At 52.5% G+C, this 24664-nt stretch carries 23 protein-coding genes; 8 read left to right on the top strand and 15 right to left on the bottom strand.

Annotated elements, in window-relative coordinates; all coding sequences use genetic code 11:
- Positions 1 to 426, bottom strand: a 426-nt coding sequence (locus OGW16_RS00865; RefSeq protein WP_286513414.1) for an acetyltransferase, incomplete at its 3' end; no start/stop codon positions are given.
- Positions 427 to 584: 158 nt separating this feature from the next.
- Here OGW16_RS00865 and metA point away from each other — a divergent pair.
- The 4 genes from metA (at position 585) to aceK (ending at position 6571) form a co-directional block, all read left to right on the top strand.
- Entirely contained in the window at positions 585 to 1514 is a 930-nt protein-coding gene (gene metA, locus OGW16_RS00870; RefSeq protein ID WP_043018036.1) for a homoserine O-acetyltransferase MetA, read from the top strand.
- A gap of 268 nt (positions 1515 to 1782) precedes the next feature.
- Complete coding sequence (aceB, locus tag OGW16_RS00875; RefSeq protein ID WP_181230905.1) at positions 1783 to 3384, top strand: malate synthase A; 1602 nt, start codon at positions 1783 to 1785, stop codon at positions 3382 to 3384.
- A 31-nt stretch (positions 3385 to 3415) separates the two neighbouring features.
- Positions 3416 to 4720 (top strand): isocitrate lyase, encoded by a 1305-nt coding sequence (gene aceA, locus OGW16_RS00880; RefSeq protein ID WP_286517563.1) that lies wholly within the window; start codon positions 3416 to 3418, stop codon positions 4718 to 4720.
- Between the two features lie 102 nt (positions 4721 to 4822).
- Positions 4823 to 6571: a bifunctional isocitrate dehydrogenase kinase/phosphatase gene (gene aceK / locus OGW16_RS00885; protein WP_087052824.1), complete on the top strand. Its 1749-nt coding sequence runs from the start codon at positions 4823 to 4825 to the stop codon at positions 6569 to 6571.
- 21 nt (positions 6572 to 6592) lie between these two features.
- Here aceK and iclR read toward each other — a convergent pair whose 3' ends face one another.
- Positions 6593 to 7417 carry a glyoxylate bypass operon transcriptional repressor IclR gene (iclR, locus tag OGW16_RS00890; RefSeq protein WP_043018039.1) on the bottom strand — a complete coding sequence of 275 codons (825 nt, stop codon included), beginning with the start codon at positions 7415 to 7417 and terminating at the stop codon, positions 6593 to 6595.
- A 195-nt stretch (positions 7418 to 7612) separates the two neighbouring features.
- Between iclR and metH the strand changes: the two genes are divergently transcribed.
- Together metH and OGW16_RS00900 are read left to right on the top strand one after the other, a co-directional pair.
- Positions 7613 to 11296: a methionine synthase gene (gene metH, locus OGW16_RS00895; RefSeq protein ID WP_043018040.1), complete on the top strand. Its 3684-nt coding sequence runs from the start codon at positions 7613 to 7615 to the stop codon at positions 11294 to 11296.
- 136 nt (positions 11297 to 11432) lie between these two features.
- Entirely contained in the window at positions 11433 to 13064 is a 1632-nt protein-coding gene (locus OGW16_RS00900) for a Na/Pi cotransporter family protein (protein ID WP_047407292.1), read from the top strand.
- 115 nt (positions 13065 to 13179) lie between these two features.
- On the opposite strand, the gene pepE is transcribed toward OGW16_RS00900, so the two are convergent.
- From pepE to OGW16_RS00915, 3 genes are all read right to left on the bottom strand, one after another.
- Positions 13180 to 13869, bottom strand: a complete 690-nt coding sequence (pepE, locus tag OGW16_RS00905) for a dipeptidase PepE (RefSeq protein ID WP_087052823.1) — start codon at positions 13867 to 13869, stop codon at positions 13180 to 13182.
- A 108-nt stretch (positions 13870 to 13977) separates the two neighbouring features.
- The gene (locus tag OGW16_RS00910) at positions 13978 to 14256 is read right to left on the bottom strand and encodes an addiction module antidote protein (protein WP_100193830.1); all 279 of its coding nucleotides are present in this window, start codon (positions 14254 to 14256) and stop codon (positions 13978 to 13980) included.
- Complete coding sequence (locus tag OGW16_RS00915) at positions 14249 to 14566, bottom strand: type II toxin-antitoxin system RelE/ParE family toxin (RefSeq protein WP_100193831.1); 318 nt, start codon at positions 14564 to 14566, stop codon at positions 14249 to 14251. Before OGW16_RS00915 ends, OGW16_RS00910 begins: the two co-directional genes overlap by 8 nt.
- A 288-nt stretch (positions 14567 to 14854) precedes the next feature.
- Here OGW16_RS00915 and OGW16_RS00920 point away from each other — a divergent pair, with 288 nt between their 5' ends.
- Positions 14855 to 15925: a Shedu immune nuclease family protein gene (locus tag OGW16_RS00920; RefSeq protein ID WP_153070205.1), complete on the top strand. Its 1071-nt coding sequence runs from the start codon at positions 14855 to 14857 to the stop codon at positions 15923 to 15925.
- 150 nt (positions 15926 to 16075) lie between these two features.
- On the opposite strand, the gene OGW16_RS00925 is transcribed toward OGW16_RS00920, so the two are convergent.
- The 9 genes from OGW16_RS00925 to OGW16_RS00965 form a co-directional block, all read right to left on the bottom strand.
- Positions 16076 to 16237: a phage protein gene (locus OGW16_RS00925; protein WP_003841416.1), complete on the bottom strand. Its 162-nt coding sequence runs from the start codon at positions 16235 to 16237 to the stop codon at positions 16076 to 16078.
- A gap of 249 nt (positions 16238 to 16486) precedes the next feature.
- On the bottom strand, positions 16487 to 17299 hold the full coding sequence (locus tag OGW16_RS00930; protein ID WP_043018045.1) for a shikimate 5-dehydrogenase: 813 nt from the start codon (positions 17297 to 17299) through the stop codon (positions 16487 to 16489).
- 1 nt (position 17300) lies between these two features.
- On the bottom strand, positions 17301 to 18524 hold the full coding sequence (sorE, locus tag OGW16_RS00935) for an L-sorbose 1-phosphate reductase (protein WP_286517569.1): 1224 nt from the start codon (positions 18522 to 18524) through the stop codon (positions 17301 to 17303).
- Positions 18525 to 18592: 68 nt separating this feature from the next.
- Entirely contained in the window at positions 18593 to 19417 is an 825-nt protein-coding gene (locus OGW16_RS00940) for a PTS system mannose/fructose/sorbose family transporter subunit IID (protein WP_043018047.1), read from the bottom strand.
- An 11-nt stretch (positions 19418 to 19428) separates the two neighbouring features.
- On the bottom strand, positions 19429 to 20226 hold the full coding sequence (locus OGW16_RS00945) for a PTS mannose/fructose/sorbose transporter subunit IIC (protein WP_043018048.1): 798 nt from the start codon (positions 20224 to 20226) through the stop codon (positions 19429 to 19431).
- A 65-nt stretch (positions 20227 to 20291) separates the two neighbouring features.
- Positions 20292 to 20786: a PTS sugar transporter subunit IIB gene (locus OGW16_RS00950; RefSeq protein WP_043018049.1), complete on the bottom strand. Its 495-nt coding sequence runs from the start codon at positions 20784 to 20786 to the stop codon at positions 20292 to 20294.
- The gene (locus OGW16_RS00955) at positions 20786 to 21193 is read right to left on the bottom strand and encodes a mannose/fructose/sorbose PTS transporter subunit IIA (protein WP_047407273.1); all 408 of its coding nucleotides are present in this window, start codon (positions 21191 to 21193) and stop codon (positions 20786 to 20788) included. Before OGW16_RS00955 ends, OGW16_RS00950 begins: the two co-directional genes overlap by 1 nt.
- Before the next feature lie 9 nt (positions 21194 to 21202).
- On the bottom strand, positions 21203 to 22009 hold the full coding sequence (locus OGW16_RS00960) for an SDR family oxidoreductase (RefSeq protein ID WP_043018051.1): 807 nt from the start codon (positions 22007 to 22009) through the stop codon (positions 21203 to 21205).
- 70 nt (positions 22010 to 22079) lie between these two features.
- Complete coding sequence (locus OGW16_RS00965) at positions 22080 to 23027, bottom strand: sugar-binding transcriptional regulator (protein WP_087050431.1); 948 nt, start codon at positions 23025 to 23027, stop codon at positions 22080 to 22082.
- A 475-nt stretch (positions 23028 to 23502) separates the two neighbouring features.
- Between OGW16_RS00965 and rluF the strand changes: the two genes are divergently transcribed.
- A complete protein-coding gene (gene rluF, locus OGW16_RS00970) occupies positions 23503 to 24378 on the top strand; it encodes a 23S rRNA pseudouridine(2604) synthase RluF (RefSeq protein WP_008786901.1) in 876 nt (291 codons plus the stop codon).
- Here rluF and OGW16_RS00975 read toward each other — a convergent pair.
- A complete protein-coding gene (locus OGW16_RS00975) occupies positions 24375 to 24647 on the bottom strand; it encodes a YjbD family protein (protein WP_003826541.1) in 273 nt (90 codons plus the stop codon). The genes rluF and OGW16_RS00975 overlap by 4 nt on opposite strands.
- Positions 24648 to 24664 lie beyond the last annotated feature (17 nt).

Consider the following 24664-nt stretch of genomic DNA (forward strand, 5'->3'; position numbering starts at 1 on the left):
GAGGTTGAGTAACGGGTACGGCCGTCCGAGATCGTCCACTTCTGTACGTCCCGTCACGTTAAATCCCATCTTCTTATAGAATCCAACTGCCTGCTCATTCTGTTCGTTAACGTTGGTTGTTAGCGTTGAACTCATTGATAAAGCATGTTCAATCAGCAACTTACCCACACCACTCCCACGCACATCCGGATCGACAAACAACGCATCTATATGCTTATCGGTAAGGAGCATGAAGGCGACGGGCTCATCCTGTTCTGTCACTGCAACCCATAGAGGGGCTTCAGGTAAAAATGAACGCACCAGCTCCTCCAGCTCAATCCGATAATCCGCAGAGAGGAAATGGTGTGTGGCATCTACTGAACGACACCAAATAGAAACTAACTTATCTCCTTCGTCCTGACGCGAACGACGAATGGTAATGGTCATAGCATTCTCCTTTTTTTCTTTACTCCACTATTCTACAGCAAGGAGCCGTGAAACTTTCTCAACTTGAGGATGCAGGCTCGACATTCGCATAATTCCTGGGTATCTTCAGCTATCTGGATGTCTAAACGTTTAAGCGTATGTAGTGAGGTTATCAGGTTATGCCAATTCGCGTGCAGGACGAGCTACCCGCCGTCAATTTCTTGCGTGAGGAGAACGTCTTCGTGATGACGACATCCCGCGCTTCCGGTCAGGAAATTCGTCCACTGAAGGTGCTCATCCTCAACCTGATGCCCAAGAAGATTGAAACGGAAAACCAGTTTCTGCGTTTACTCTCTAACTCACCGCTGCAGGTAGATGTTCAGCTATTGCGCATCGATGCCCGCGAGTCACGCAACACCCCAACGGAGCATCTGAATAACTTTTACTGTAATTTCGAGGATATCTGCGATCAGAACTTTGACGGACTGATTGTGACCGGCGCGCCGTTGGGCCTGGTTGAGTTTAATGATGTGGCTTACTGGCCGCAGATTAAACAAGTGCTTGAATGGGCGAAAGATCATGTTACATCGACGCTATTTGTCTGTTGGGCGGTGCAAGCCGCGTTGAATATCCTGTACGGAATTCCCAAGCAAACCCGCACGGATAAGCTCTCAGGCGTCTATGAGCACCATATTCTTCACCCTCATGCGCTGCTGACGCGTGGATTTGATGATGCGTTCCTGGCCCCGCATTCGCGCTATGCCGATTTCCCTGCTGCGCTTATCCGCGACTACACCGATCTCGAGATTTTTGCTGAAACCGAAGAGGGAGATGCTTACCTGTTTGCCAGCAAAGATAAACGTATTGCCTTCGTGACGGGTCATCCTGAGTATGACGATCACACACTCGGCAGCGAATATTTTCGTGACGTCGAAGCGGGCTTAACGCCGGAAGTTCCCTATAACTATTTCCCGAAAGATGACCCACAAAACAAACCGCGGGCAACCTGGCGTAGCCACGGCAATCTGTTGTTCACCAACTGGCTCAACTATTACGTCTACCAGATCACGCCATATGATCTGCGTCACATGAATCCAACGCTGGATTAATCTTCTGTAGCAGACGATCCTTAAGCGTTTCAGCATGTTGAATCAGGCACCTTCGGGTGCCTTTTTTATTTCCGAAACGCACCTCATCATGTAATTAAATTTAATTTATATTGTTATCAATAAGTTAATTGATAATTAAATTAAAAATGGAAATTGTTTTTGATTTTGAAATTTAAATGAGTAGTCTTAGTTGTGCTGAACGAAAACCGCACAACGATCCTTCGTTCGCATTGGGGATGTGTTTGGATCAATGACGAGGAACTACGCAATGAATCAACAGGCAACGACAACCGATGAACTGGTCTTTACCAGGCCGAGCGGCGAACAGGAGCAACAAATTCTGACCGCTGAAGCGATAGAGTTTCTTACCGAGCTGGTGACAAGATTTACGCCAAAGCGGAATAAACTTCTGGCTGCGCGTATCCAGCAGCAGCAGGATATTGATGACGGTAAGTTGCCTGATTTTATTTCGGAAACGGCTTCCATTCGTGAGGGTGACTGGAAGATCCGCGGAATTCCTGATGATTTACTGGATCGCCGCGTAGAGATTACCGGACCGGTTGAGCGCAAGATGGTCATCAACGCGCTGAACGCGAACGTCAAAGTCTTTATGGCTGATTTTGAAGATTCGCTGGCTCCTGAGTGGAGCAAAGTTATCGACGGGCAGATCAACCTGCGCGATGCGGTCAATGGCACCATTAGCTATACCAATGAAGCGGGTAAAATTTATCAGCTCAAACCCAATCCGGCTCTGTTGGTGTGTCGTGTTCGTGGTCTGCACCTGCCGGAAAAACACGTCACCTGGCGTGGCGAATCCATCCCAGGCAGCTTGTTCGACTTTGCCCTCTATTTCTTCCACAACTACAAAACGTTGCTGGCGAAAGGCAGCGGCCCTTATTTCTATCTGCCAAAAACACAGGCCTGGCAAGAAGCGGCATGGTGGAGCGAAGTGTTCAGCTATGCAGAGGACCGCTTTAACCTGCCGCGCGGCACCATTAAAGCGACCCTGTTGATTGAAACGCTGCCGGCTGTTTTCCAGATGGACGAAATTCTGCACGCCCTGCGTGACCACATTGTGGGCCTGAACTGCGGTCGCTGGGACTACATTTTTAGCTATATCAAGACGCTGAAGAACCACCCGGATCGCGTGCTGCCGGACCGTCAGGTGGTGACGATGGATAAGCCATTCCTCAGCGCCTATTCGCGTCTGCTGATTAAAACCTGTCATAAACGCGGCGCGTTCGCGATGGGCGGCATGGCGGCGTTCATTCCCAGCAAAGATGCGGAACGTAACAACCAGGTTCTGACCAAGGTAAAAGCGGACAAAGCGCTGGAAGCGAATAACGGTCATGACGGCACATGGATTGCCCATCCGGGACTGGCAGATACCGCTATGGCGGTGTTCAACGACGTACTCGGTGAAAACAAAAATCAGCTATTCGTGACCCGTGAAGAAGATGCGCCGATTACCGCAGAACAACTGCTGGCGCCTTGTGAAGGTGAGCGTACTGAAGAAGGCATGCGCGCCAATATCCGTGTCGCGGTGCAGTACATCGAAGCGTGGATCTCCGGTAACGGCTGCGTACCGATTTACGGTCTGATGGAAGATGCGGCCACCGCCGAAATCTCCCGTACCTCCATCTGGCAGTGGATCCACCACCAGAAGACGCTCAGCAACGGTAAGCCGGTTACCAAACCGCTGTTCCGTCAGATGCTGGCCGAAGAGATGCTAGTGATTCAGGACGAACTGGGCGAGCACCGCTACAGCAGCGGGCGTTTTGACGATGCCGCGCGCCTGATGGAACAAATCACCACATCAGATGACTTAATCGACTTCCTCACCCTGCCAGGTTACCGCCTGCTGGCGTAATCCACCACATAACAATATGGAGCATCTGCACATGAAAACCCGTACTCAACAAATCGAAGAATTACAGAACGAATGGACTCAACCGCGTTGGGAAGGCATCACCCGTCCATATAGCGCGGAGGAAGTGGTGAAATTACGTGGCTCGGTCAACCCGGAATGTACGCTGGCGCAGCTTGGCGCGGCGAAAATGTGGCGTCTGCTGCACGGTGAATCGAAGAAAGGTTATATCAACAGCCTCGGCGCGCTGACCGGCGGTCAGGCGCTGCAGCAGGCGAAGGCCGGTATTGAAGCGGTCTACCTTTCAGGTTGGCAGGTGGCGGCAGATGCCAACCTGGCATCCAGCATGTATCCAGACCAATCGCTGTATCCGGCGAACTCGGTCCCGGCAGTGGTGGACAGGATCAACAACACATTCCGTCGCGCCGACCAGATCCAATGGTCAACCGGTATTGAGCCGAACGATCCGCGCTATGTCGATTACTTCCTGCCGATTGTTGCCGATGCGGAAGCTGGGTTTGGTGGCGTACTGAACGCGTTTGAACTGATGAAATCGATGATTGAGGCTGGTGCAGCGGCCGTTCACTTCGAAGATCAGCTCGCATCGGTGAAAAAATGTGGTCACATGGGCGGCAAAGTGCTGGTTCCGACTCAGGAAGCTATCCAGAAACTGGTGGCCGCCCGTCTGGCAGCCGACGTCATGGGTGTTCCGACGCTGGTGATTGCGCGTACTGATGCTGACGCAGCCGATCTGATTACGTCTGATTGCGACCCTTACGATAGCGAGTTCATCACCGGCGAACGTACCAGCGAAGGGTTCTACCGTACGCATGCGGGCATTGAGCAGGCGATCAGTCGTGGCCTGGCCTACGCACCGTATGCGGATCTGGTGTGGTGTGAAACTTCCACGCCGGACCTCGAACTGGCGAAGCGCTTTGCCGATGCGATTCACGCGAAATTCCCAGGCAAACTGCTGGCCTACAACTGTTCGCCGTCGTTTAACTGGCAGAAAAACCTCGACGACAAAACCATTGCCAGCTTCCAGCAGCAGCTGTCGGATATGGGTTACAAATACCAGTTCATTACCCTGGCGGGCATCCACAGCATGTGGTTCAACATGTTCGACCTCGCGCATTCCTATGCGCAGGGCGAAGGCATGCGCCACTATGTTGAGAAGGTTCAGCAGCCAGAATTTGCGGCGGCTAAAGACGGTTACACCTTCGTATCCCATCAGCAGGAAGTGGGTACAGGCTACTTCGATAAAGTCACCACCATCATTCAGGGCGGTACTTCCTCGGTGACCGCGCTGACCGGCTCGACCGAAGAATCGCAGTTTTGATTAATGCCCGGTGGCGCTGCGCTTACCGGGCCTACGAAGGGATGTAGGCCGGATAAGCGAACGCGCCATCCGGCATGACGTTGTGCCGGATGGGAGAAATCGATGACGCGTGGCCTGGAATTACTGATTGCTCAGACTATCTTGCAAGGTTTCGACGCCCAGTACGGGCGTTTTCTGGAAGTCACCTCCGGCGCGCAGCAGCGTTTTGAACATGCCGACTGGCATGCGGTTCAGCAGGCGATGAAAAGCCGTATTCACCTTTACGATCATCACGTGGGTCTGGTGGTGGAGCAGCTGCGCTGCATTACTGACGGTAAAAGTACCGACGCGGATTTTTTACTTCGCGTGAAAGAGCATTACACCCGGCTACTGCCGGATTACCCACGCTTCGAGATTGCGGAGAGTTTCTTTAACTCCGTCTACTGCCGGTTATTTGACCACCGCTCGCTGACTCCCGAGCGGCTGTTTATTTTCAGTTCTCAGCCAGAGCGCCGTTTTCGTACGATCCCACGTCCGCTGGCGAAAGACTTCTTTCCTGATACCGGCTGGGAGTGGCTGCTAACGCGCGTTCTCAGCGATCTGCCTCTGCGTCTACCGTGGCAGAACAAACATCGTGATATCCACTACATCATCGAACACCTGACCGAAACTCTGGGTGCGGATATGTTGCAGCGCTGTCATTTACAGGTGGCGAACGAACTGTTTTATCGCAACAAGGCCGCCTGGCTGGTTGGTAAGTTGATCACCCCTTCCGGGACGCTGCCGTTTTTATTGCCAATCCACCGGACTGACGAAGGCGAACTGTTTGTCGATACCTGTCTGACCACGACAGCGGAGGCGAGCATTGTGTTTGGCTTCGCCCGCTCCTATTTTATGGTGTACGCTCCGTTGCCTGCGGCGCTGGTGGAGTGGCTGCGCGAGATCCTGCCCGGAAAAACCACCGCCGAACTGTACATGGCGATTGGCTGTCAGAAACACGCGAAGACCGAAAGTTACCGCGAGTATCTGCTCTATCTTGCCCATTGCGATGAGCATTTTATCGAAGCGCCGGGTATTCGCGGCATGGTGATGCTGGTGTTTACCCTGCCGGGCTTCGACCGGGTGTTTAAAATCATCAAAGACAAATTTGCCCCGCAAAAAGAGATGTCTGCCGCCCACGTCCGCGCCTGCTACCAACTGGTCAAAGAGCACGATCGCGTTGGACGAATGGCTGACACTCAGGAGTTTGAGAACTTTGTGCTGGATAAACGGCAAATCGATCCGGCGCTGATGGCGCTGTTATTGCAGGAAGCCCCGGAAAAAATTACCGATCTCGGCGATCAGATTGTCATTCGCCATCTGTATATCGAACGACGGATGGTGCCGCTGAATATCTGGCTGGAGCAGGTCGAAGGCCAGCAACTGCGCGATGCCATTGAAGAGTACGGCAACGCGATTCGCCAACTGGCTGCCGCCAATATTTTCCCCGGCGATATGCTGTTTAAGAACTTCGGCGTGACCCGCCACGGGCGCGTGGTGTTCTACGACTACGATGAAATATGCTACATGACGGAGGTGAATTTCCGCCATATCCCGCCGCCACGCTACCCGGAAGATGAGATGAGCGCTGAGCCGTGGTACAGCGTATCGCCGGGAGATGTCTTCCCGGAAGAGTTTCGTCACTGGCTTTGTGCCGACCCGCGCATCGGGCCGCTATTTGAAGAGATGCACGCTGACCTGTTCAGCGCCGACTACTGGCGGGGTCTGCAAACGCGGATTAAAAACGGGCATGTGGAAGATGTTTACGCCTACCGGCGCAAACAGCGTTTCAGCGTACGTTATGAAACCGACCGTAGGGCGGATAAGGCGTAGCCGCCACCCGGCAATCCCATCTTAGCGAATCCCGCCATACGCCAGCGTCACTTCTTTCGCCGCTTTGATCGCCATAGCGCCAAACTCGGTCACGCGATCGTCGGTAATGCGCGAAATGGGTCCGGAAATGGAAATAGCGGCGAACGGCTCGCGGTGCTCGTCATAAATGCATGACGCCACGCAGCGCAGGCCCAGCGCATGTTCCTCATCATCAAAGGAATAGCCGCGCTTGCGCGTCTGGGCCAAATCCTCTTTCAGATGCACCGGCGACACCAGCGTGGCGTGGGTGTAAGCGTGCAGGCCTTTACGGTGTAGCAGGCCAGTCACCTGTTCTTCGCTCAGTTGGGATAAAAACGCCTTACCCGCGCCGGAAGCGTGCATCGGCAGTTTGCCGCCGATAGGCGCGGACATGCGCATCAGCTGGGTGCACTGCACCTGGTCGATAATAATGGCCTGATGGTCGCTTTGATCCAGCACGGCGAGGTTTACCGTCTCACCGGAGTCTTCCATCAGCTTGCGCAGGATCGGGTGGACAATCGCCAGCAAATTACGGCTTTGTAAAAAGCTGCTGCCGACGATAAACGCATGTGCACCGACGGCCCAGTGTCCTAAGTCACCGACCTGGCGGACAAAACCCTGCTGCTGCATGGTGGTCAATAAACGGTGAGTCGTGGAATTTGGCAGGCCGGCCTGCTGCGCCAGTTCGGTTAGCGCCACGCTGCCGTTGGATTCCGCAATCCACTCCAGTAGCTTCAGGCCGCGGGTCAGAGACTGAACCTGCCCGGTTGCAGGCGCAGTAGCAGCGGCGGGTTTTCTACCGCGTTTCGCGGGGATTGTGGCAACCATGGCGGACTCCTTTTCTGTATCGTGGAAATCATTTTCGTTTTATTAAATTATAATGCAAGAATTCCTGTACTGATCGGATGAGTGAAGCTGAACATGTCTCATGTTGGCCGTTGTTCCCTTTTCCACCTCTCAGGTTTGTGCCAGTATGGCCTGTTGAGTTTTTTTCGGTCTGGTTGAGCGTTGTCGGGAGCGAGTGTGAGCAGCAAAGTAGAACAATTACGTCAGCAGTTAAATGAACGTATTCTGGTGCTGGACGGCGGTATGGGCACCATGATCCAGGGATATCGTCTGAGCGAAGAGGATTTCCGCGGCGAACGCTTTGCCGACTGGCCGTGCGATCTGAAAGGCAACAACGACCTGTTGGTGCTCAGCAAACCGGAGGTGATCGCCGCGATCCATAACGCCTACTTTGAGGCGGGCGCGGATATCATCGAAACCAACACCTTTAACTCCACGACTATCGCCATGGCGGATTACCAGATGGAATCCCTGTCGGCGGAAATCAACTTTACGGCAGCTAAACTGGCGCGTGCGGCGGCAGACGAATGGACGGCGCGCACGCCGGAAAAACCGCGCTATGTCGCGGGCGTGCTCGGCCCAACCAACCGTACGGCGTCTATCTCGCCTGACGTTAACGACCCGGCTTACCGCAACATTACCTTTGATCAACTGGTGGCCGCCTACCGTGAATCTACCAAAGCGCTGGTGGAAGGCGGCAGTGACCTGATCCTGATTGAAACCGTCTTCGATACCCTGAACGCCAAAGCCGCTATTTTTGCGGTGAAAACCGAATTCGAAGCGCTGGGCGTTGAGCTGCCGATTATGCTCTCCGGCACCATCACCGATGCTTCCGGGCGTACGCTTTCCGGCCAGACTACCGAAGCATTCTATAACTCCTTGCGCCACGCGGATGCGCTGACTTTCGGCCTGAACTGCGCCTTAGGTCCGGACGAGCTGCGCCAGTACGTGCAGGAACTGTCGCGCATTGCCGAATGCTACGTGACCGCGCACCCGAATGCCGGTTTACCAAACGCCTTTGGCGAATACGATCTCGACGCCGACACCATGGCGGCACAAATCCGCGAGTGGGCGCAGGCGGGCTTTCTCAACGTGGTCGGCGGCTGCTGCGGCACCACGCCGGAACACATCGCCGCCATGAGCCGCGCGGTGGATGGCTTGCCGCCACGCCGTTTGCCGGAAATCCCGGTTGCCTGCCGCCTGTCCGGCCTTGAACCGCTGAACATCGGCGACGACAGCCTGTTTGTGAACGTCGGCGAGCGCACCAACGTCACCGGTTCGGCGAAATTTAAACGCCTGATCAAAGAAGAGAAATACAGCGAAGCGCTGGATGTCGCCCGCCAGCAGGTGGAAAGCGGCGCGCAGATTATCGATATCAACATGGATGAGGGGATGCTCGACGCCGAAGCGGCAATGGTGCGTTTCCTCAACCTGATCGCCGGTGAACCGGATATCGCCCGCGTACCGATCATGATCGACTCCTCGAAATGGGACGTTATCGAGAAAGGGCTGAAGTGCATTCAGGGTAAAGGCATCGTTAACTCCATCTCGATGAAAGAGGGGGTTGAGACCTTTATTCATCACGCGAAGCTTCTGCGTCGCTACGGTGCCGCGGTGGTGGTGATGGCTTTTGACGAGCAGGGGCAGGCCGACACCCGCGCGCGTAAAATCGAGATCTGCCGTCGGGCGTACAAAATTCTTACCGAAGAAGTGGGCTTCCCGCCGGAAGACATTATCTTTGACCCGAACATCTTTGCCGTCGCGACCGGTATTGATGAGCACAACAACTACGCGCAGGACTTTATCGGCGCCTGTGAGGACATCAAACGCGAACTGCCGCATGCGCTGATCTCCGGCGGCGTTTCAAACGTTTCATTCTCGTTTCGCGGCAACGACCCGGTACGTGAAGCTATTCACGCGGTATTCCTCTACTACGCCATTCGCAACGGTATGGACATGGGGATCGTCAACGCCGGACAGTTGGCGATTTATGACGACCTGCCCGCCGAGCTGCGCGATGCGGTTGAAGACGTGATCCTTAACCGCCGTGACGATGGCACCGAACGACTGCTGGAGCTGGCTGAGAAATATCGCGGCAGTAAAACCGACGACACGGCGAATGCCCAGATGGCGGAATGGCGCACCTGGGACGTGAAAAAGCGCCTCGAATACTCGCTGGTGAAAGGCATTACCGAGTTTATTGAGCTGGATACCGAAGAAGCGCGCCAGCAAGCTGCGCGTCCGATCGAGGTTATTGAAGGACCGCTGATGGACGGCATGAACGTGGTCGGCGACCTGTTCGGCGAGGGAAAAATGTTCCTGCCGCAGGTGGTGAAATCCGCTCGTGTGATGAAGCAGGCGGTGGCCTACCTCGAACCGTACATTGAGGCCAGCAAAGAGAAAGGTTCCAGCAACGGCAAGATGGTCATCGCGACCGTGAAGGGCGATGTGCACGATATCGGCAAAAACATTGTTGGCGTGGTGCTGCAATGTAACAACTACGAAATCGTCGATCTTGGCGTGATGGTGCCAGCGGAGAAAATCCTCAGAACGGCGCGTGAAGTGAATGCCGATCTGATTGGCCTTTCCGGGCTGATTACCCCATCGCTGGACGAAATGGTCAACGTGGCGAAAGAAATGGAGCGTCAGGGCTTCACCATCCCACTGCTGATTGGCGGTGCGACCACCTCGAAAGCACACACTGCGGTGAAAATTGAGCAGAACTACAGTGGCCCGACGGTTTACGTGCAGAACGCTTCGCGTACCGTGGGCGTCGTGGCCGCGCTGCTCTCAGACACCCAGCGTGATGACTTTGTCGCCCGTACGCGTAAAGAGTACGAAACCGTGCGTATTCAGCATGCGCGTAAGAAACCGCGTACCCCGCCGGTAACGTTACAGGTCGCTCGCGACAACGATCTGGCCTTCGACTGGGAAAACTACACGCCGCCGGTGGCGCACCGCCTCGGCGTGCAGGAAGTGGAAGCCAGCATCGAAACCCTGCGCAATTACATCGACTGGACGCCGTTCTTTATGACCTGGTCGTTGGCCGGGAAATATCCGCGCATTCTTGAAGATGAGGTGGTAGGAGAAGAGGCGAAGCGCCTGTTCAAAGATGCCAACGACATGCTGGATAAACTCAGCGCTGAGAAGACCCTGAATCCGCGCGGCGTGGTGGGTTTATTCCCGGCCAACCGCGTGGGTGACGACATCGAGATTTATCGTGACGAGACGCGTACGCACGTCATCAACGTGAGTCATCACCTGCGCCAGCAGACGGAAAAAGTCGGTTTCGCCAACTATTGCCTGTCTGACTTTGTCGCGCCGAAACTGAGCGGCAAAGCGGATTACATCGGTGCTTTCGCGGTTACCGGCGGTCTGGAGGAAGATGCGCTGGCGGACGCCTTTGAAGCCCAGCATGACGACTACAACAAGATCATGGTGAAAGCGATCGCTGACCGTCTGGCGGAAGCATTCGCGGAGTATCTGCATGAGCGCGTGCGTAAAGTTTACTGGGGCTATGCGGCGAATGAGAATCTCAGTAACGAGGAACTTATCCGCGAAAACTACCAGGGGATTCGCCCGGCGCCGGGCTATCCGGCGTGCCCGGAACACACTGAAAAGGCCACCATTTGGGAACTGCTGGACGTGGAAGCGCACACCGGGATGAAGCTCACTGAATCATTTGCGATGTGGCCAGGCGCGTCGGTCTCCGGCTGGTATTTCAGTCATCCGGACAGCAAGTACTACGCCGTGGCGCAAATCCAGCGCGATCAGGTTGAAGATTATGCCTTCCGTAAAGGCATGAGCGTGGCGGAAGTCGAACGTTGGTTAGCGCCAAACCTCGGCTACGACGCTGATTGATTCACAAAACTGTCATCTTTATTTACAACAAACAGGGCACTCATTGAGTGCCCTGTCTCTTTATTACGTTTAAACCCTTATACTGAAAGAAGGCTTCGGCCTCAGGAACATATAACGATAAGGAGTACCTGATTCCGTGTTAACTCTGTTACACCTGCTTTCTGCCGTCGCGATGCTGGTTTGGGGTACGCATATTGTGCGTACCGGCGTGATGCGTGTCTTTGGCGCCCGCTTGCGTACCGTCCTCAGCCGTAGTGTTGAAAAGAAGCCGCTCGCCTTTTGTGCGGGTATCGGCGTGACGGCGCTGGTGCAAAGCAGCAACGCCACCACCATGCTGGTCACTTCGTTTGTCGCGCAAGATCTCGTGGCGCTCACCCCTGCGCTGGTGATTGTACTCGGCGCCGACGTGGGGACCGCGCTGATGGCGCGTATCCTGACTTTCGACCTCTCCTGGCTGTCGCCACTGCTGATTTTTATCGGCGTGATCTTCTTTCTCGGACGTAAGCAGTCCCGCGTGGGGCAACTGGGGCGCGTCGGTATTGGGCTGGGATTGATTTTACTGGCGCTGGAGCTGATTGTGCAGGCGGTCACGCCGATCACCCAGGCGAACGGCGTACAGGTTATTTTCGCCTCGCTCACCGGCGATATCATGCTGGATGCGCTGATTGGCGCCATGTTTGCGATTATCAGTTACTCCAGCCTGGCGGCGGTGCTGCTGACGGCCACACTGACCGCCGCAGGCATTATCTCGTTCCCGGTGGCGTTGTGTCTGGTGATTGGCGCCAACCTCGGCTCTGGCCTGCTGGCGATGTTGAATAACAGCGCCGCGAACGCCGCCGCCCGCCGAGTGGCGCTCGGCAGTCTGTTGTTTAAGCTGGTGGGGAGCCTGATTATCCTGCCGTTTGTTCATCCGCTGGCTAATCTGATGGATGAACTGCCGCTGGCGAAATCTGAACTGGTTATCTACTTCCACGTCTTCTACAACCTGGTGCGCTGCGTGGCGATGGTGCCGTTCGCCGAACCGATGGCGCGTTTTTGTAAGCGCATCATCCGCGATGAGCCAGAACTTGATGCGCATCTGAAGCCCAAACATCTGGATGTTAGCGCGCTGGATACGCCGACGCTCGCTTTGGCTAATGCCGCCCGTGAAGCTTTGCGCATAGGCGACGCGATGGAGCAGATGATGGACGGGCTGAAGAAGGTGATGCACGGTGAGCCGCGTGAAGAGAAAGAGCTGCGCAGGATGGCGGACGACATTAACGTGCTATACACGGCCATTAAGCTCTATCTGGCGCGGATGCCAAAGGATGAGCTGGCGGAAGAGGAATCACGCCGTTGGGCGGAGATTATCGAAATGTCGCTCAACCTCGAGCAGGCTTCCGATATTGTCGAACGTATGGGCAGCGAGATAGCCGATAAGTCGCTGGCCGCCCGCCGGGCATTCTCTGTCGAAGGGCTAAAAGAACTGGATGCGCTCTACGATCAGTTGCTCAGCAATCTGCAACTGGCAATGTCGGTGTTCTTCTCAGGTGATGTGACCAGTGCCCGTCGTCTGCGCCGCAGCAAGCACCGCTTCCGTATTCTCAACCGTCGTTATTCGCATGCGCACGTTGACCGTTTGCATCAGCAGAACGTGCAGAGCATCGAGACCAGCTCGTTGCACCTGGCGCTGTTGGGCGATATGCAGCGTCTGAACTCGCTGTTTTGTTCAGTGGCTTACAGCGTGCTGGAACAGCCGGATGAAGACGATGAGCGGGATGATTATTGAGTGAGGTGAAGCGGTAGGCCGGATAAGGCATTTATGCCGCCATCCGGCAATGCTGTCGTCTACCATATAGGCCGGATAAGGCGAAGCCGCCATCCGGCATCAGACAACCAATCAACTAAAAGCAGTGGCCTGCTTCAACGGCAACCGCCTCTTCACCCGCTTTAAAGATATACGTGGTGTTCGGGCCGCCGAGCACGGACTTACCGTTACTCACCTTAATCCAGTTACCTTCCGGCAAGCCAATTACCGTCAGCTCTGGCGCCACAACCAGCAGCTCGCGAATACGCTGTTCACGCGTTTCGCCTTTGTGGCCTTCCGGCAGCGCGTTGGTGAAATGTGGGTTAATCTGCAGCGGGAACAGACCCAGGGCATCAAAGCCTTTTGGATCGACAATCGGCATGTCGTTGGTGGTGCGGATGGTCTGGCAGGCAAGGTTGGAACCCGCGCTCCAGCCGATATACAGCGCACCGCGTTTGACGACATCCACAATCGGCGCCAGCAGTCCGCGTTCGCGGCTTTCTTTCAGTAACTGGAAGGTATTACCCCCGCCGACAATCACCAGCTCTGCATTTTCAATAGCGGCAATCGGATCGACAACGGTATGAATACCCGTAACGTTGACGCCCATTGGCGCAAAGATGGCTGCCGTTTTCGCCGTGTACTCATCCCAGGTTTGCGTCACGCCAGCGAACGGAATAAACACCGCCGTACGGCGACCATTCAGTTGTTCAGCAATCAGCGGCAGCGCATGTTCCATCCAGCCTTTGCCCGGCAGCGTCGAGTTACTCAATAAAAGCAGTTCCATCATTTCTCCATGTAATCAGAAAATTACCAACCGCAGTCATGTTACCACCGTCAGTATAACGCCTCACTGATATGGCTCACGATGTTGGAAGGGGGACAGAAGCTGTGGCTATTTTTTAAGTGTAAATCCAATACCGAGCGCCTTCATCACAGCCAGCGTGGTTTTCAGCGTCGGGTTTCCTTTCTCACTAAAAGAGCGATAAAGCTGCTCGCGGGATAATCCCGTTTCTGCCGCAATGTTCGCCATTCCCTTAGCGCGAGCCACCACGCCCAGTGCTTTTGCAATGTACGTTGCATCGCCTGTTTCGAGGGCATCGGCCATAAACACGGCAATTTCTTCATCATCAACCAGCGCAGTGGCGGGATCGTACTGAGTAAGTTTATTCATGGCGGAAGATCTCCTGATAATTCAGTGAACAGGCGAGCATTTTTGCAAGAGTAATATCGTTGGCTTGTGAGCTTTTATCGCCCCCACATAACAAAATGATGATGCGGCAGCCTTGCTGTTTAAAGTAAATCCTGTAACCAGGACCGTATGAAATGCGCATTTCGCTGACGCCTTCTCCAACAGGTTTAACATCACCAGCTAAACCATTCGCTAAACGAAAAAGGCGTGTAGCAATGAGCGTTTTGGCTCTCCTGTCCCGTAGGTTGTGCTCCCAACGCTGGAAAACCATTGTCTGAAGAATTTCCATGATGACGTTCCATATATTTTATAAACTACATTATGAATTGACAAGTTGAGACTAGAGAGTAAAAAAATGGGGAGTAAGGGGAAATGCTTGCTGGAGGAAACAGGAAAGTGTCTCGCAATAATACGTAGTTTATCAGGACGCTGCGGTTGATACGAGAAACGATAACGGGGGAGAGGTGCTGCTTTGTGCCAGGAGCGGAAGTTGTTTGATTTATACAAGCATGATGTTAAAACGTTAGTTCGTCTAGCTTAAATTAAAGCCAATTTCAAAGAGTATAGGGATATTTTTAAATTGAAAACATTAGATTTAGTTCACGATTTTGGCAATAACCGAACTTCCGGAATCGGTGGGATTTGCAGAGTCAGATGTTACATAAATAAAAAAGATATTATTGTGCTTTTAACCGACCTAGGTTCATTAAACGATGGTCAGTCGGTAACCAATGCAGTAGAAAAGATAATAAGTTCAATCTATGAACATGGGGTAGTTACACAACCTGCCGTTTTCATAGAGCACTATGAAAGAAACTCACATAAGCTTGATACGTTTGATATAGTGAACATAAGCCCAAAAACAGAATGGATCTCAATATCAAGAGAAAAAGTATTAGATTTACTCGGTTGTGATGAAGATGAGTTTTCTGAACGCAGCATAAATAATAGGAAGGTATATGAGAAAGCCGATAAAATAAGGTACGCTCGAGATCCTTTTATAGATTCAACTTATATACCATCACCAGAGTTTATTTCTCGTAAGTGCGAAATATTAAATTCTATGATTCCCAAGTCTTCAATTGCTCAGCTAATTGAGTCAGGTGCAAAGGAACAAGATATTCAGCAGGTTATAAAAAACGATTTGTCGTTAATTGCCGAGGCTTACGTCGGTAATAATGAGTATATTTGTTTTTCCGAATATCCGCTAGCTGATGGATTAGTGGATTTTGTAATTTTCGCAGGCAGATCGCGTATGGATATCATCCTAATTGAAGTGAAAGGAGCTAACTTTAACTTAGTTAATGCGAATAGCTACGGTTCATTTAATCATAAAGTTAGAGATGCCGCAGAGCAGATCCAAAAAAGGCTTGGTCTGGTCTATAGGGATTATGAATCTTTTCGGAAAGATGCTCATGAAAAACGAATTAAAGTTTTGTCAGGTGATTTAATCCATAATGCATTCGTCGGACCTGAATCTTGTAAGCAAGTAGATCCAAATAAAGATGTAAACGTTCGCTCTATTGTCATTGGGGGGCGAACAGTAAATGATTTAGAAGAAAGTAAAAAACGCCATGACTATGAAATTCATTCAACTCCACCTATCCGTATTGAATCTTGGGATACTTGGCTTAGGAGATTAACACGATAGTCCGTGCCGGAAGATAGAGCCTGTACATAATGAACTTGATGTCCTTTATGTACAGCTCGTTGATATGCTCACCATTGTTTTGGTAGCAAGCCAAACGTCCGCTTCTCGCTCTAAACAGACCTTCAGAAAAGCGATATAAAGTACTGCCTCTTACACTTCGATCCCTTTCTGTTTCAGCTCTTTTCTAATCACTCGTTTAATCCAGGCTGCCAACGATTCATCGCCATCCTGCCGTTGTGCTTCTTCCATCGCTTTGCGCAGTTCCGGATCCAGACGGAATTGAAACGGGGGATTGCCTCTTCTTTCGTTCATGTGTGTTGACACCTTAATTATACAAGAGTAGTGTGAGTATGTGTGATGACACATTACTCTCACACACCAAACATGACAACGCCCCGAAAGTGCGGGAACACGATCAGGGCGTCTAACCACAACATTACATCAGCCAGTTGATTCCCGCGTTGGCGCAGTTGGAAGTGAAAGCTGACCAGCAATTGTTTGCTGTTGCATAGTACCTAAAATAAACAGAGCGCCCATCCCTGGCGCTCTGTTCCTGCTTTTTTACCCCGCCCGCGCAAATTCTGCCGCTTCGGCGATTAGCGCGTCATCCGGGCGTACGCCGGTGTACATGGCGAACTGCTCCACGGCCTGTAAGGCAATCACCTCTGCACCGCTGATGGTCTTTTTACCTAATTGCTGTGCCAGTTTAATCACCGGTGTTTCTGGCGGCAGGGCGACGACGTCAAACACCACGCTGGCGGCAGCGACCATTGCTTCGCTGTAGGCCAGTTCATCGCTCTCTTTACCGCCAGCCATGCCGACGGGCGTCACGTTGACCAGAATATCGCAGGTAATCCCTTCCGGCTGAGGCTGCCACTGGAAACCGTACTGTTTTGCCAGCGCCGGGCCGCTCTCACGATTGCGGGCGGCGACGATAACATCGCGAAAACCGGCATCGAGAAACGCGGCGATAACCGCTTTACCCATTCCACCGCTGCCGCGGATCATGACGCGTGCGTGGGTATCAAGCTGGTGGCTGGCAATCAGGCTTTTTACCGCAATATAGTCGGTGTTAAATCCTGTCAGCTTACCGTTGTCATTGACGATGGTGTTGACGGAGTCAATGACTTTTGCGGAAGGATCGATGGCATCCAGAAACGGCATGCAGCTCTCTTTAAACGGCATCGATACCGCGCAGCCGCGGATGCCTAGCGCGCGAACGCCTTTCACCGCGGCCTCAATATCCTGCGTAGTAAAGGCTTTGTAGATAAAATTTAACCCCAACTTTTCATACAGATAGTTGTGAAAACGTGTGCCGAAGTTGCCGGGTCGGCCGGCAAGCGACATGCACAACTGGGTGTCGCGGTTAATCATGTTAAATTTCCTCGGCGTGAGACAATATGTACTGTTCGGCTTCCTGCGACCAAATCCCCTGATGGCGTTCCAGGATGTCACGCAGGGCTGGATCATCAATCTGGGTGAGCGCGGTTAACGGAAAGGCTTTGCCGGTGTAGACCAGTTTTTTCCCGCCACCGACTTTTGGCAGTTCCAGCGTTGTCTCACCAGCCGCATTCAGCCCCAGAATGTGCGTCACCACTTTTGCGGCCTGAACCTTCTTCTCTTCGATCAGTTTTACCGCCGTGCGCATATCGTCGGTATTGCCGCCAGATGTCCCAACATAATGGGTAAAGGCGTAGTGCACGTCGTAGAAGTTAATCGGCGCGCTAAACTGCTTATCCTGCGGACCCGCAAAGAAGTTCATGCAGCCATCGGCAGCCAGCAGGGAAGAGGCCAGCGTGACCAGCTCTTCGTTGGGTACAAATACAAAGATGTCGTCAAACCCATGGCCGCCGCTCAATGCCATCAATGTGTCATAAGCTGCATCCTGGGCGTGAAGGTAGTGGATCAACGTTTGTGGCTCTGACGGATAGTGCTTGCGGGCGTAGCTCAACTTGTCGTTATTGGTGTCGGTCACTACCAGCAGCGCCGGGTTAACCGGACCATGCAGCGCGTAGTCGATCGCCAGTAGTCCCATTGGCCCAGTGCCGCCGAGGATTAACGTACGCCCCTGCGGACGAATGCCCATCTTATGGTTATAAGTGCCTTCCTGCAGGTGATAGTTGGCGTTGAATGCGCCAATCACGCAGGACAGTGGCTCAACCAATGAACCTTCAAAATAGGTTTCGCCTTCGTAAGCCAACAAGCAGTCCTGCTCCATGACTTCATCAGGAATGATGACGTGCGTGGCTTCACCGCCTACCCACGGGAAGGAGTAGCCGGGACAGTCCGGGCGATCCGGCAGTTGCAGGTTAGCCTGAATGACATAGCGTTGGCCGGGCTGAAACTTGTGCTGCCATTTTTTCCCCACGGCAATAATATCGCCGCAGAATTCGTGGCCGATAATGATCGGGTTGGTGGCCACATCGTCTGGCACTTTTTTGTGGTTCTCACCCTGATTAGCCTCTTTCCAGGAAGAAAGGCAAAGGCTGTCGGTTATGACGGAAGCAAGAATTTCATCATCCTGCATTTCAGGAAGATCGAAGGTTTCCAGGCGCAGATCGCGTTTACCATAAAGGCGTAAAGCTGTTGTTGTTTGCATTGTTACCACCTCTTCCTCTTTCGAGGACAATTTGTTGAAGTAGCCCCAGCATCGCCGGGGCGGAAAAATCAGGACAGGAAGCCCAGCGCGTTACCGATAATCCCCAGCGCAAACAAGGCGAAGATCAGCCACACCGGATTAATTTTCTTGTTGAGTAGCCGCACCATCAGCAGCGTCAGACCCAGCGCCAGCATGCCGGGGCAGAGTTGGTCGAGAATGTTCTGCACGGTCATGGTGACGGTGGTACCGTCTGTGCCAGGCGTTTGCGATACCACCAGTGGTACGTTGATGCTGGTCCATTTGGTGACCAGCACCCCCATGACAAACAGGCCAAGAATTGATGCGCCTTCGGTCAACTTTTGCAGCAGGTTGCCGCCCATGTCGCTAACGATGTTGACCCCTTTACGAAAGCCAAGCTGTAAGCCGTACCACTTCATTGCCAGACGTACTGCATTGAAAATAAAGAAGAACAATAGCGGGCCGAGAATGTTACCGGACAGTGCCAGCGATGCGCCGAGCGCGGCGGTAATCGGGCGCAGCGTTCCCCATACCAGCGGATCGCCGACGCCGGCCAGCGGACCCATCAGCCCAACTTTGATGCCATTGATTGCACCATCGTCAATTTCCGCGCCGTTGGCGCGAGCTTCTTCCATCGCGGCGGTCACGCCAATTACCGGGCCGCAAACGGCAGGTGTGGTATTGAAGAACACCAGGTGTCGTTTGAGTGCCGCAACCTGGTCCTCTTTCAGTGGATACAGGCGCTTGATGGCAGGGATCATGTCGTAGCAAAAGCCCAGCCCATGAATACGTTCAAAGTTGAATGATGCCTGTTGCAGGTTGGAGCGAACAAACATGCTAAACAGGTCGGATTTGGTCAGTTTTTTCTGTTCCATGGCTGGCTCCATTAGTCATCAAGCTGGTCGAGAGCATGGGAAGAGGCGGGTTGCGCCTGCGGTTCGGCTTTACGCCACTGTGGGTTTAACTGGATGTAGACCAGCGCGATGATCACGCCCACGCCACCGAAAGCCAGCAGACTCAAATCGAGATACCCTCCGGCAATAAATCCGAGGAAGAAGAAGGGCATCAGGTACTTCACGCCCATCATGCGCAGCACCATGGCGTAACCGACCACCACGATAAAGCCGCCAGCAATCTGCAATCCGCGGGTGACGAATTCCGGAATGGCGTTGAGCATGCTGCTGACCATATCCGCGCTGACAAACAGCGAGACGATTAATGCAGGAATGGCAACGCGCAGCGCCTGTACGCCGAGAGCGGAAACGTGCAGCATGTCGATGGTGCGAAAGCGGGCGTCTTCGGCTGCTTTATCCGCCGCGTGCTGGAACACCACGGTGATGGTACGGGCGAATACCGTCAGTACCTGACCTGCCGCCGCGACGGGCAGGGCGATGGCGATACCGGTAGCAATGCTTTGCTGACCGACGATAACCAGAATAGCGGAGATAATACTGGCGAGCGCTGAATCGGGAGACTGCGCTGCGCCGACGTTCATCCAACCCAGAGCAATTAACTCCAGCGTGCCGCCGAGCATAATCCCGGTTTTTAAATCACCGAGGATCAGCCCGATAACGGTACAAGCAATAAGCGGACGGTGGGTCTGGAACTCATCCAACACGCTGCCCATTCCGGCAATACAGGAAAATATAAATATGGCGATAATTTGTAGGGTACTTATTTCCATAATATGTCACCTTGTGAATGTGATCATCCCTGCCTGTTAAAGCATAAATACACAGGCATTTTTATTTATTCAGCGAGCGATTGTTCTTTTATTTTTTCAAGGATATTAACTGATGGATCCGATGCGACGACGCGTAAATCCAGCGTAACCCCCAATTTATCTAACTCACGAAAAGCTTTGATATCGTCATCATCTAAAGAGACCGCTTTGGTTAATTGTTTTTTACCCGGTCGCCAGGCCATGCCGCCAATATTTAACGTGGCGATTTTTACCCCTTGTTTTACCATTGCTAAAGCATCCTGCGGGCGGGTAAACAGATAAAACACGGTTTCGCTCTGATATTGCGGGTTATGGTAAACAGCGACTGCTTTTTCGAGATTAACGACGTTAACCTTCATTCCGGGCGGGGCGGCCTGACGTAATAATGTTCGACGTACTTCATCGTTATAAACGTCGTCATTGCAGATAATAATTCGTTGGGCATTCGCCACCTTCGACCAGACGGTGGTGACCTGACCGTGAATCAAACGGTCATCAATACGAGCAAGGGTAATGTTCATCAGAAATCCTCTTCGGTCGTTTCCAGATGTTGCCAGACGACACAGGTTTGTTGAGCAATGGTCGTCAGGTGTTCACACAGTTCATCCACATTCATACTGCTTTGGTTGTCTACCAGTTCCAGCGCCAATGGCAGCGACAACCCGCTAATAACCCGAATAGCGGGATTTTGCATTGCCAGCGTAGCGGCAGCATTCCAGGGACTGCCACACTGCAGATCGACGGCAATCAGCCATTCATCTCCAGTGTGAACGCTTACTAACTTTTTCAGTTTTTCCACGATGTTGCTGGCGTTCTCCCCAGGGACAAATGCCACGGCTTCGACGTTGGCATCGCCGTAGACCATCTGTACCGATTCCAGCATGGCGCAGGCCAGATTGCCGTGAGCGCAGAAGATTGCATTGACCATAAAACCTCCTTAGCCGCGCGTTTTTCCGCCCGCAATGTTAGTGGTTACTCCGGTGATATAACTGGCGCGCTCTGAGAGGAGATAACAAACAAAATCAGCGACTTCGCTTAAACGTCCTGAGCGACCAATCGGGATCGCGTTCCTGGTATAACCCTCACGCAGTTGTTCGACGGTGATGTTGCGGGTCCAGGCCAGCGCTTCTTCATATTCGGGGGTGCGCAAACCGGTTTTTTCCAGAATGCCAGGTGCTATGCCAACCACACGAATGCCGTGTTTGCCCAACTCTTTCGACCAGGAGCGGGTAAAGCTGTTCAACGCGGCTTTAGTGGCGGCATAGCAGCTTTGGCCCTCTGAGCCTTCCAGTCCGCTTTCTGAAGAGACATTCACAATCACGCCGTTATGCTGTTTTACCATTTGGCGTGCCGCCGCTTGCGACATTAAGAACACACCTTTCTGGTTGATATTAACCATTTTTTCAAAAGCAGCTTCGTTCAGTTCGTATTGCCCGGCGGGTGCTTTTTCATCGACCAGTAGCCGCGGGAAGTTAACGCCAGCATTATTTACCAGTCCATCAATACGCCCGTAGCGTTGGATAATTTCAGTAACAGTATGATTAACCTCTTTAGCGCTGGAAATATCCGTTGGCCAGAAATGATATCCGCTATGGTTTTCATATTTACCTTCGCCACTATGAATATCTGCCATTTGCACATTTGCGCCTTGCGCTAATAACTCCTCGACAATGGCCAGACCAATTCCGGATGCACCACCGGTAACAATAATGACTTTGTCTTGCAGATTTAACCATGTTTGCATAATAAACTCCCAGTTTCAGATAAGGGGATCCCACATAAAATTAATTATGGCAGGATCAATTCAAATATATTTACTTCAACAATAATTCAGCGGTATGGCTGTTGGTGACTAAACAGTTAATATAATTCCCACGTAATGCGCCTAATATCCCAGTGTATTTTTCTTCACCCATTGCAATGCCAATGGAGTAACGTGCCTGTTTTAATTTATTGGTTTCGATGGAGAGCGTCTTTTCACTCATCCTGGTCTCTACGGTTACACCGTTGATATCGTAAAAGCGCGAGCAAATGTCTCCGGCCACATGGCGGGCATGCAGGTCATCACTCTCTTCACTGCCGTAAAAAGCGTGCCAGTTGGCACCATCGCGTATTGCCGGAGACCCAATTCCGACCAGCGCGACGTCCAGATTATCCCAGTAGGCGGAAATCGATTTAAAGTGCCGGGACTGCATAATACCGTTACGGATCAGCGAGTTTTCCAGCAGCGCCGGAAAATCGGCCAGGTGCGATTCCCCCTTGAGCTTTGCCGCGGCGCCGTAGGTCAGCGTATTGACGTGGTAGCGGCTTTCAAGTTTGCCGGACGGTCCGCCGATAATCGGCACACAGATAAGCTGGCGTGACTGGTTGGCCGGGGATAATCCTTCAACCAATCCCCGTACCGCGCGACCCCATGAAAAACCAATAATGTCGCCGGGCTCCAGTAAGCGTTCCAGTAACTGTGCGCCATGCACGCCCATCATATTAAGTTGTTCATCTTCCTGTTCGCTGTCGCAGGAGACTACGACCGCTTCTTTCAGGCCAAATTTTTGTTTTAGCTGCTGTTCCAGCCACAGATTTTCGTTGTAGTCGTAATTAATGGCGATGGTGACGATACCCTGCTCGCGGCCACGTTTTAGTAACCGACTGATCGTGGTGCGGTAAATCCCCAGCTCGCGGGCGATTTGCGCTTGTGTCATATCCTGCTCGTAATAAAGCTGCGCGATTTTTACGATCAGGCGGATATCATCGCTGTTTTCCATCGCCATTTTGGGGCTCCTGCACATTTGTGCAAATCACGAAATTGCCTTCTTGATCTGATATAACCCCATCTGTTTCACATCTCAAAGCTATTTTCACTTATTTCAGCGTCAATAACTGACCGATTGTGCTGCACATTTGATGTGGTGATTGCGCGTCTTTGGCACATATGTGCTTGTTGCTCTAATGTCTTGATTCTGCTTGTTTTCATTCAACAAAATTGCAGATATGGATCACTGACACTTTTGTGTCAAAAGGCGGGGCGGATCACAAATAGCGCTCGGGCATTCGAACACGATTATTTTTTATCGCCCACAAGGTAGGGTATATTTCGCTTTTAATACACAAAGTCATTCAAGTTGTACCAAGGCGGCAAGGGAGCGAATCCCTGGGAGCATAGATTGCTATGCGACCTGGGTGAGTGAGGGCAGCCAACGCAGAGACAGCTTGAAGGATGAAGTGTATACAGGAGAAACTATGCTGCCCGACTCATCTATCCGATTAAACAAATACATCAGTGAAAGCGGAATCTGCTCGCGTCGCGAGGCGGATCGCTTTATCGAACAAGGGAATGTCTTCCTGAATGGCAAACGCGCCACCATTGGCGATCAGGTGATGCCTGGCGACGTCGTAAAAGTAAATGGTCGGTTGATTGAGCCGCGTGAAGCGGAAGATCTGGTTTTTATCGCGCTGAATAAGCCGGTAGGGATTGTCAGCACCACCGAAGACAGCGAGCGCGACAACATTGTTGATTTCGTCAATCACAGCAAGCGCGTGTTCCCAATCGGTCGTCTGGACAAAGATTCTCAGGGACTTATCTTTCTGACCAACCACGGCGACCTGGTGAATAAAATCCTGCGTGCCGGTAACGATCACGAAAAAGAGTATCTGGTGACGGTAGATAAGCCGGTCACTGATGATTTTATCCGTGGGATGGGGGCCGGTGTGCCAATCCTCGGCACCGTCACCAAAAAATGTAAGGTGAAGAAAGAAGCGCCGTTTGTGTTTCGCATTACGCTGATTCAGGGGCTGAACCGTCAGATCCGTCGTATGTGCGAACACTTTGGCTATGAAGTTACCAAACTTGAGCGTACGCGTATCATGAACGTTGGTTTGTCCGGTCTGCCGCTGGGTGAATGGCGCGACCTGACGGATGACGAACTGATCGATCTGTTCAAGCTGATTGAGAACTCGTCCTCAGAAGCCAAACCGAAGGCGAAAGCGAAGCCCAAAACCGCAGGCATTAAGCGCCCGGTAGTGAAAATCGAAAAATCGGCGGAGAAAGAGAAATCGCGCCCGGCGGCAAACGGTAAGCGTTTTACCTCGCCGGGGCGTAAGAAGAAAGGGCGTTAACGTCTGCCGCGCGTTGGCGTATTTGCTGACCAGGAAAACGATGCTTCCGCATCCGGTTTATAAGCCTGCTTTTTCTTCAACTGGCGGGCTTTTTTCGCTTCCGCTTCGCGCAAGGCCATCAGTTTATCGATGTACTCTTTCTTGATGCTGTTGGTTTCTGCGTTGGTCAGCAGGCGACCATGCGCAATGCGCGCGCGGTCGAGCAGCGTTTTCAGTTCACGCTGTTCGCGTTCGGTCATCTCTTTTTGGGTAATGCGGGGGAGTGCCATATGGGTGCCCTCTGTTA

The sequence above is a fragment of the Citrobacter sp. Ce104 genome (assembly GCF_030334595.1).
Lineage (GTDB): Bacteria > Pseudomonadota > Gammaproteobacteria > Enterobacterales > Enterobacteriaceae > Citrobacter > Citrobacter europaeus.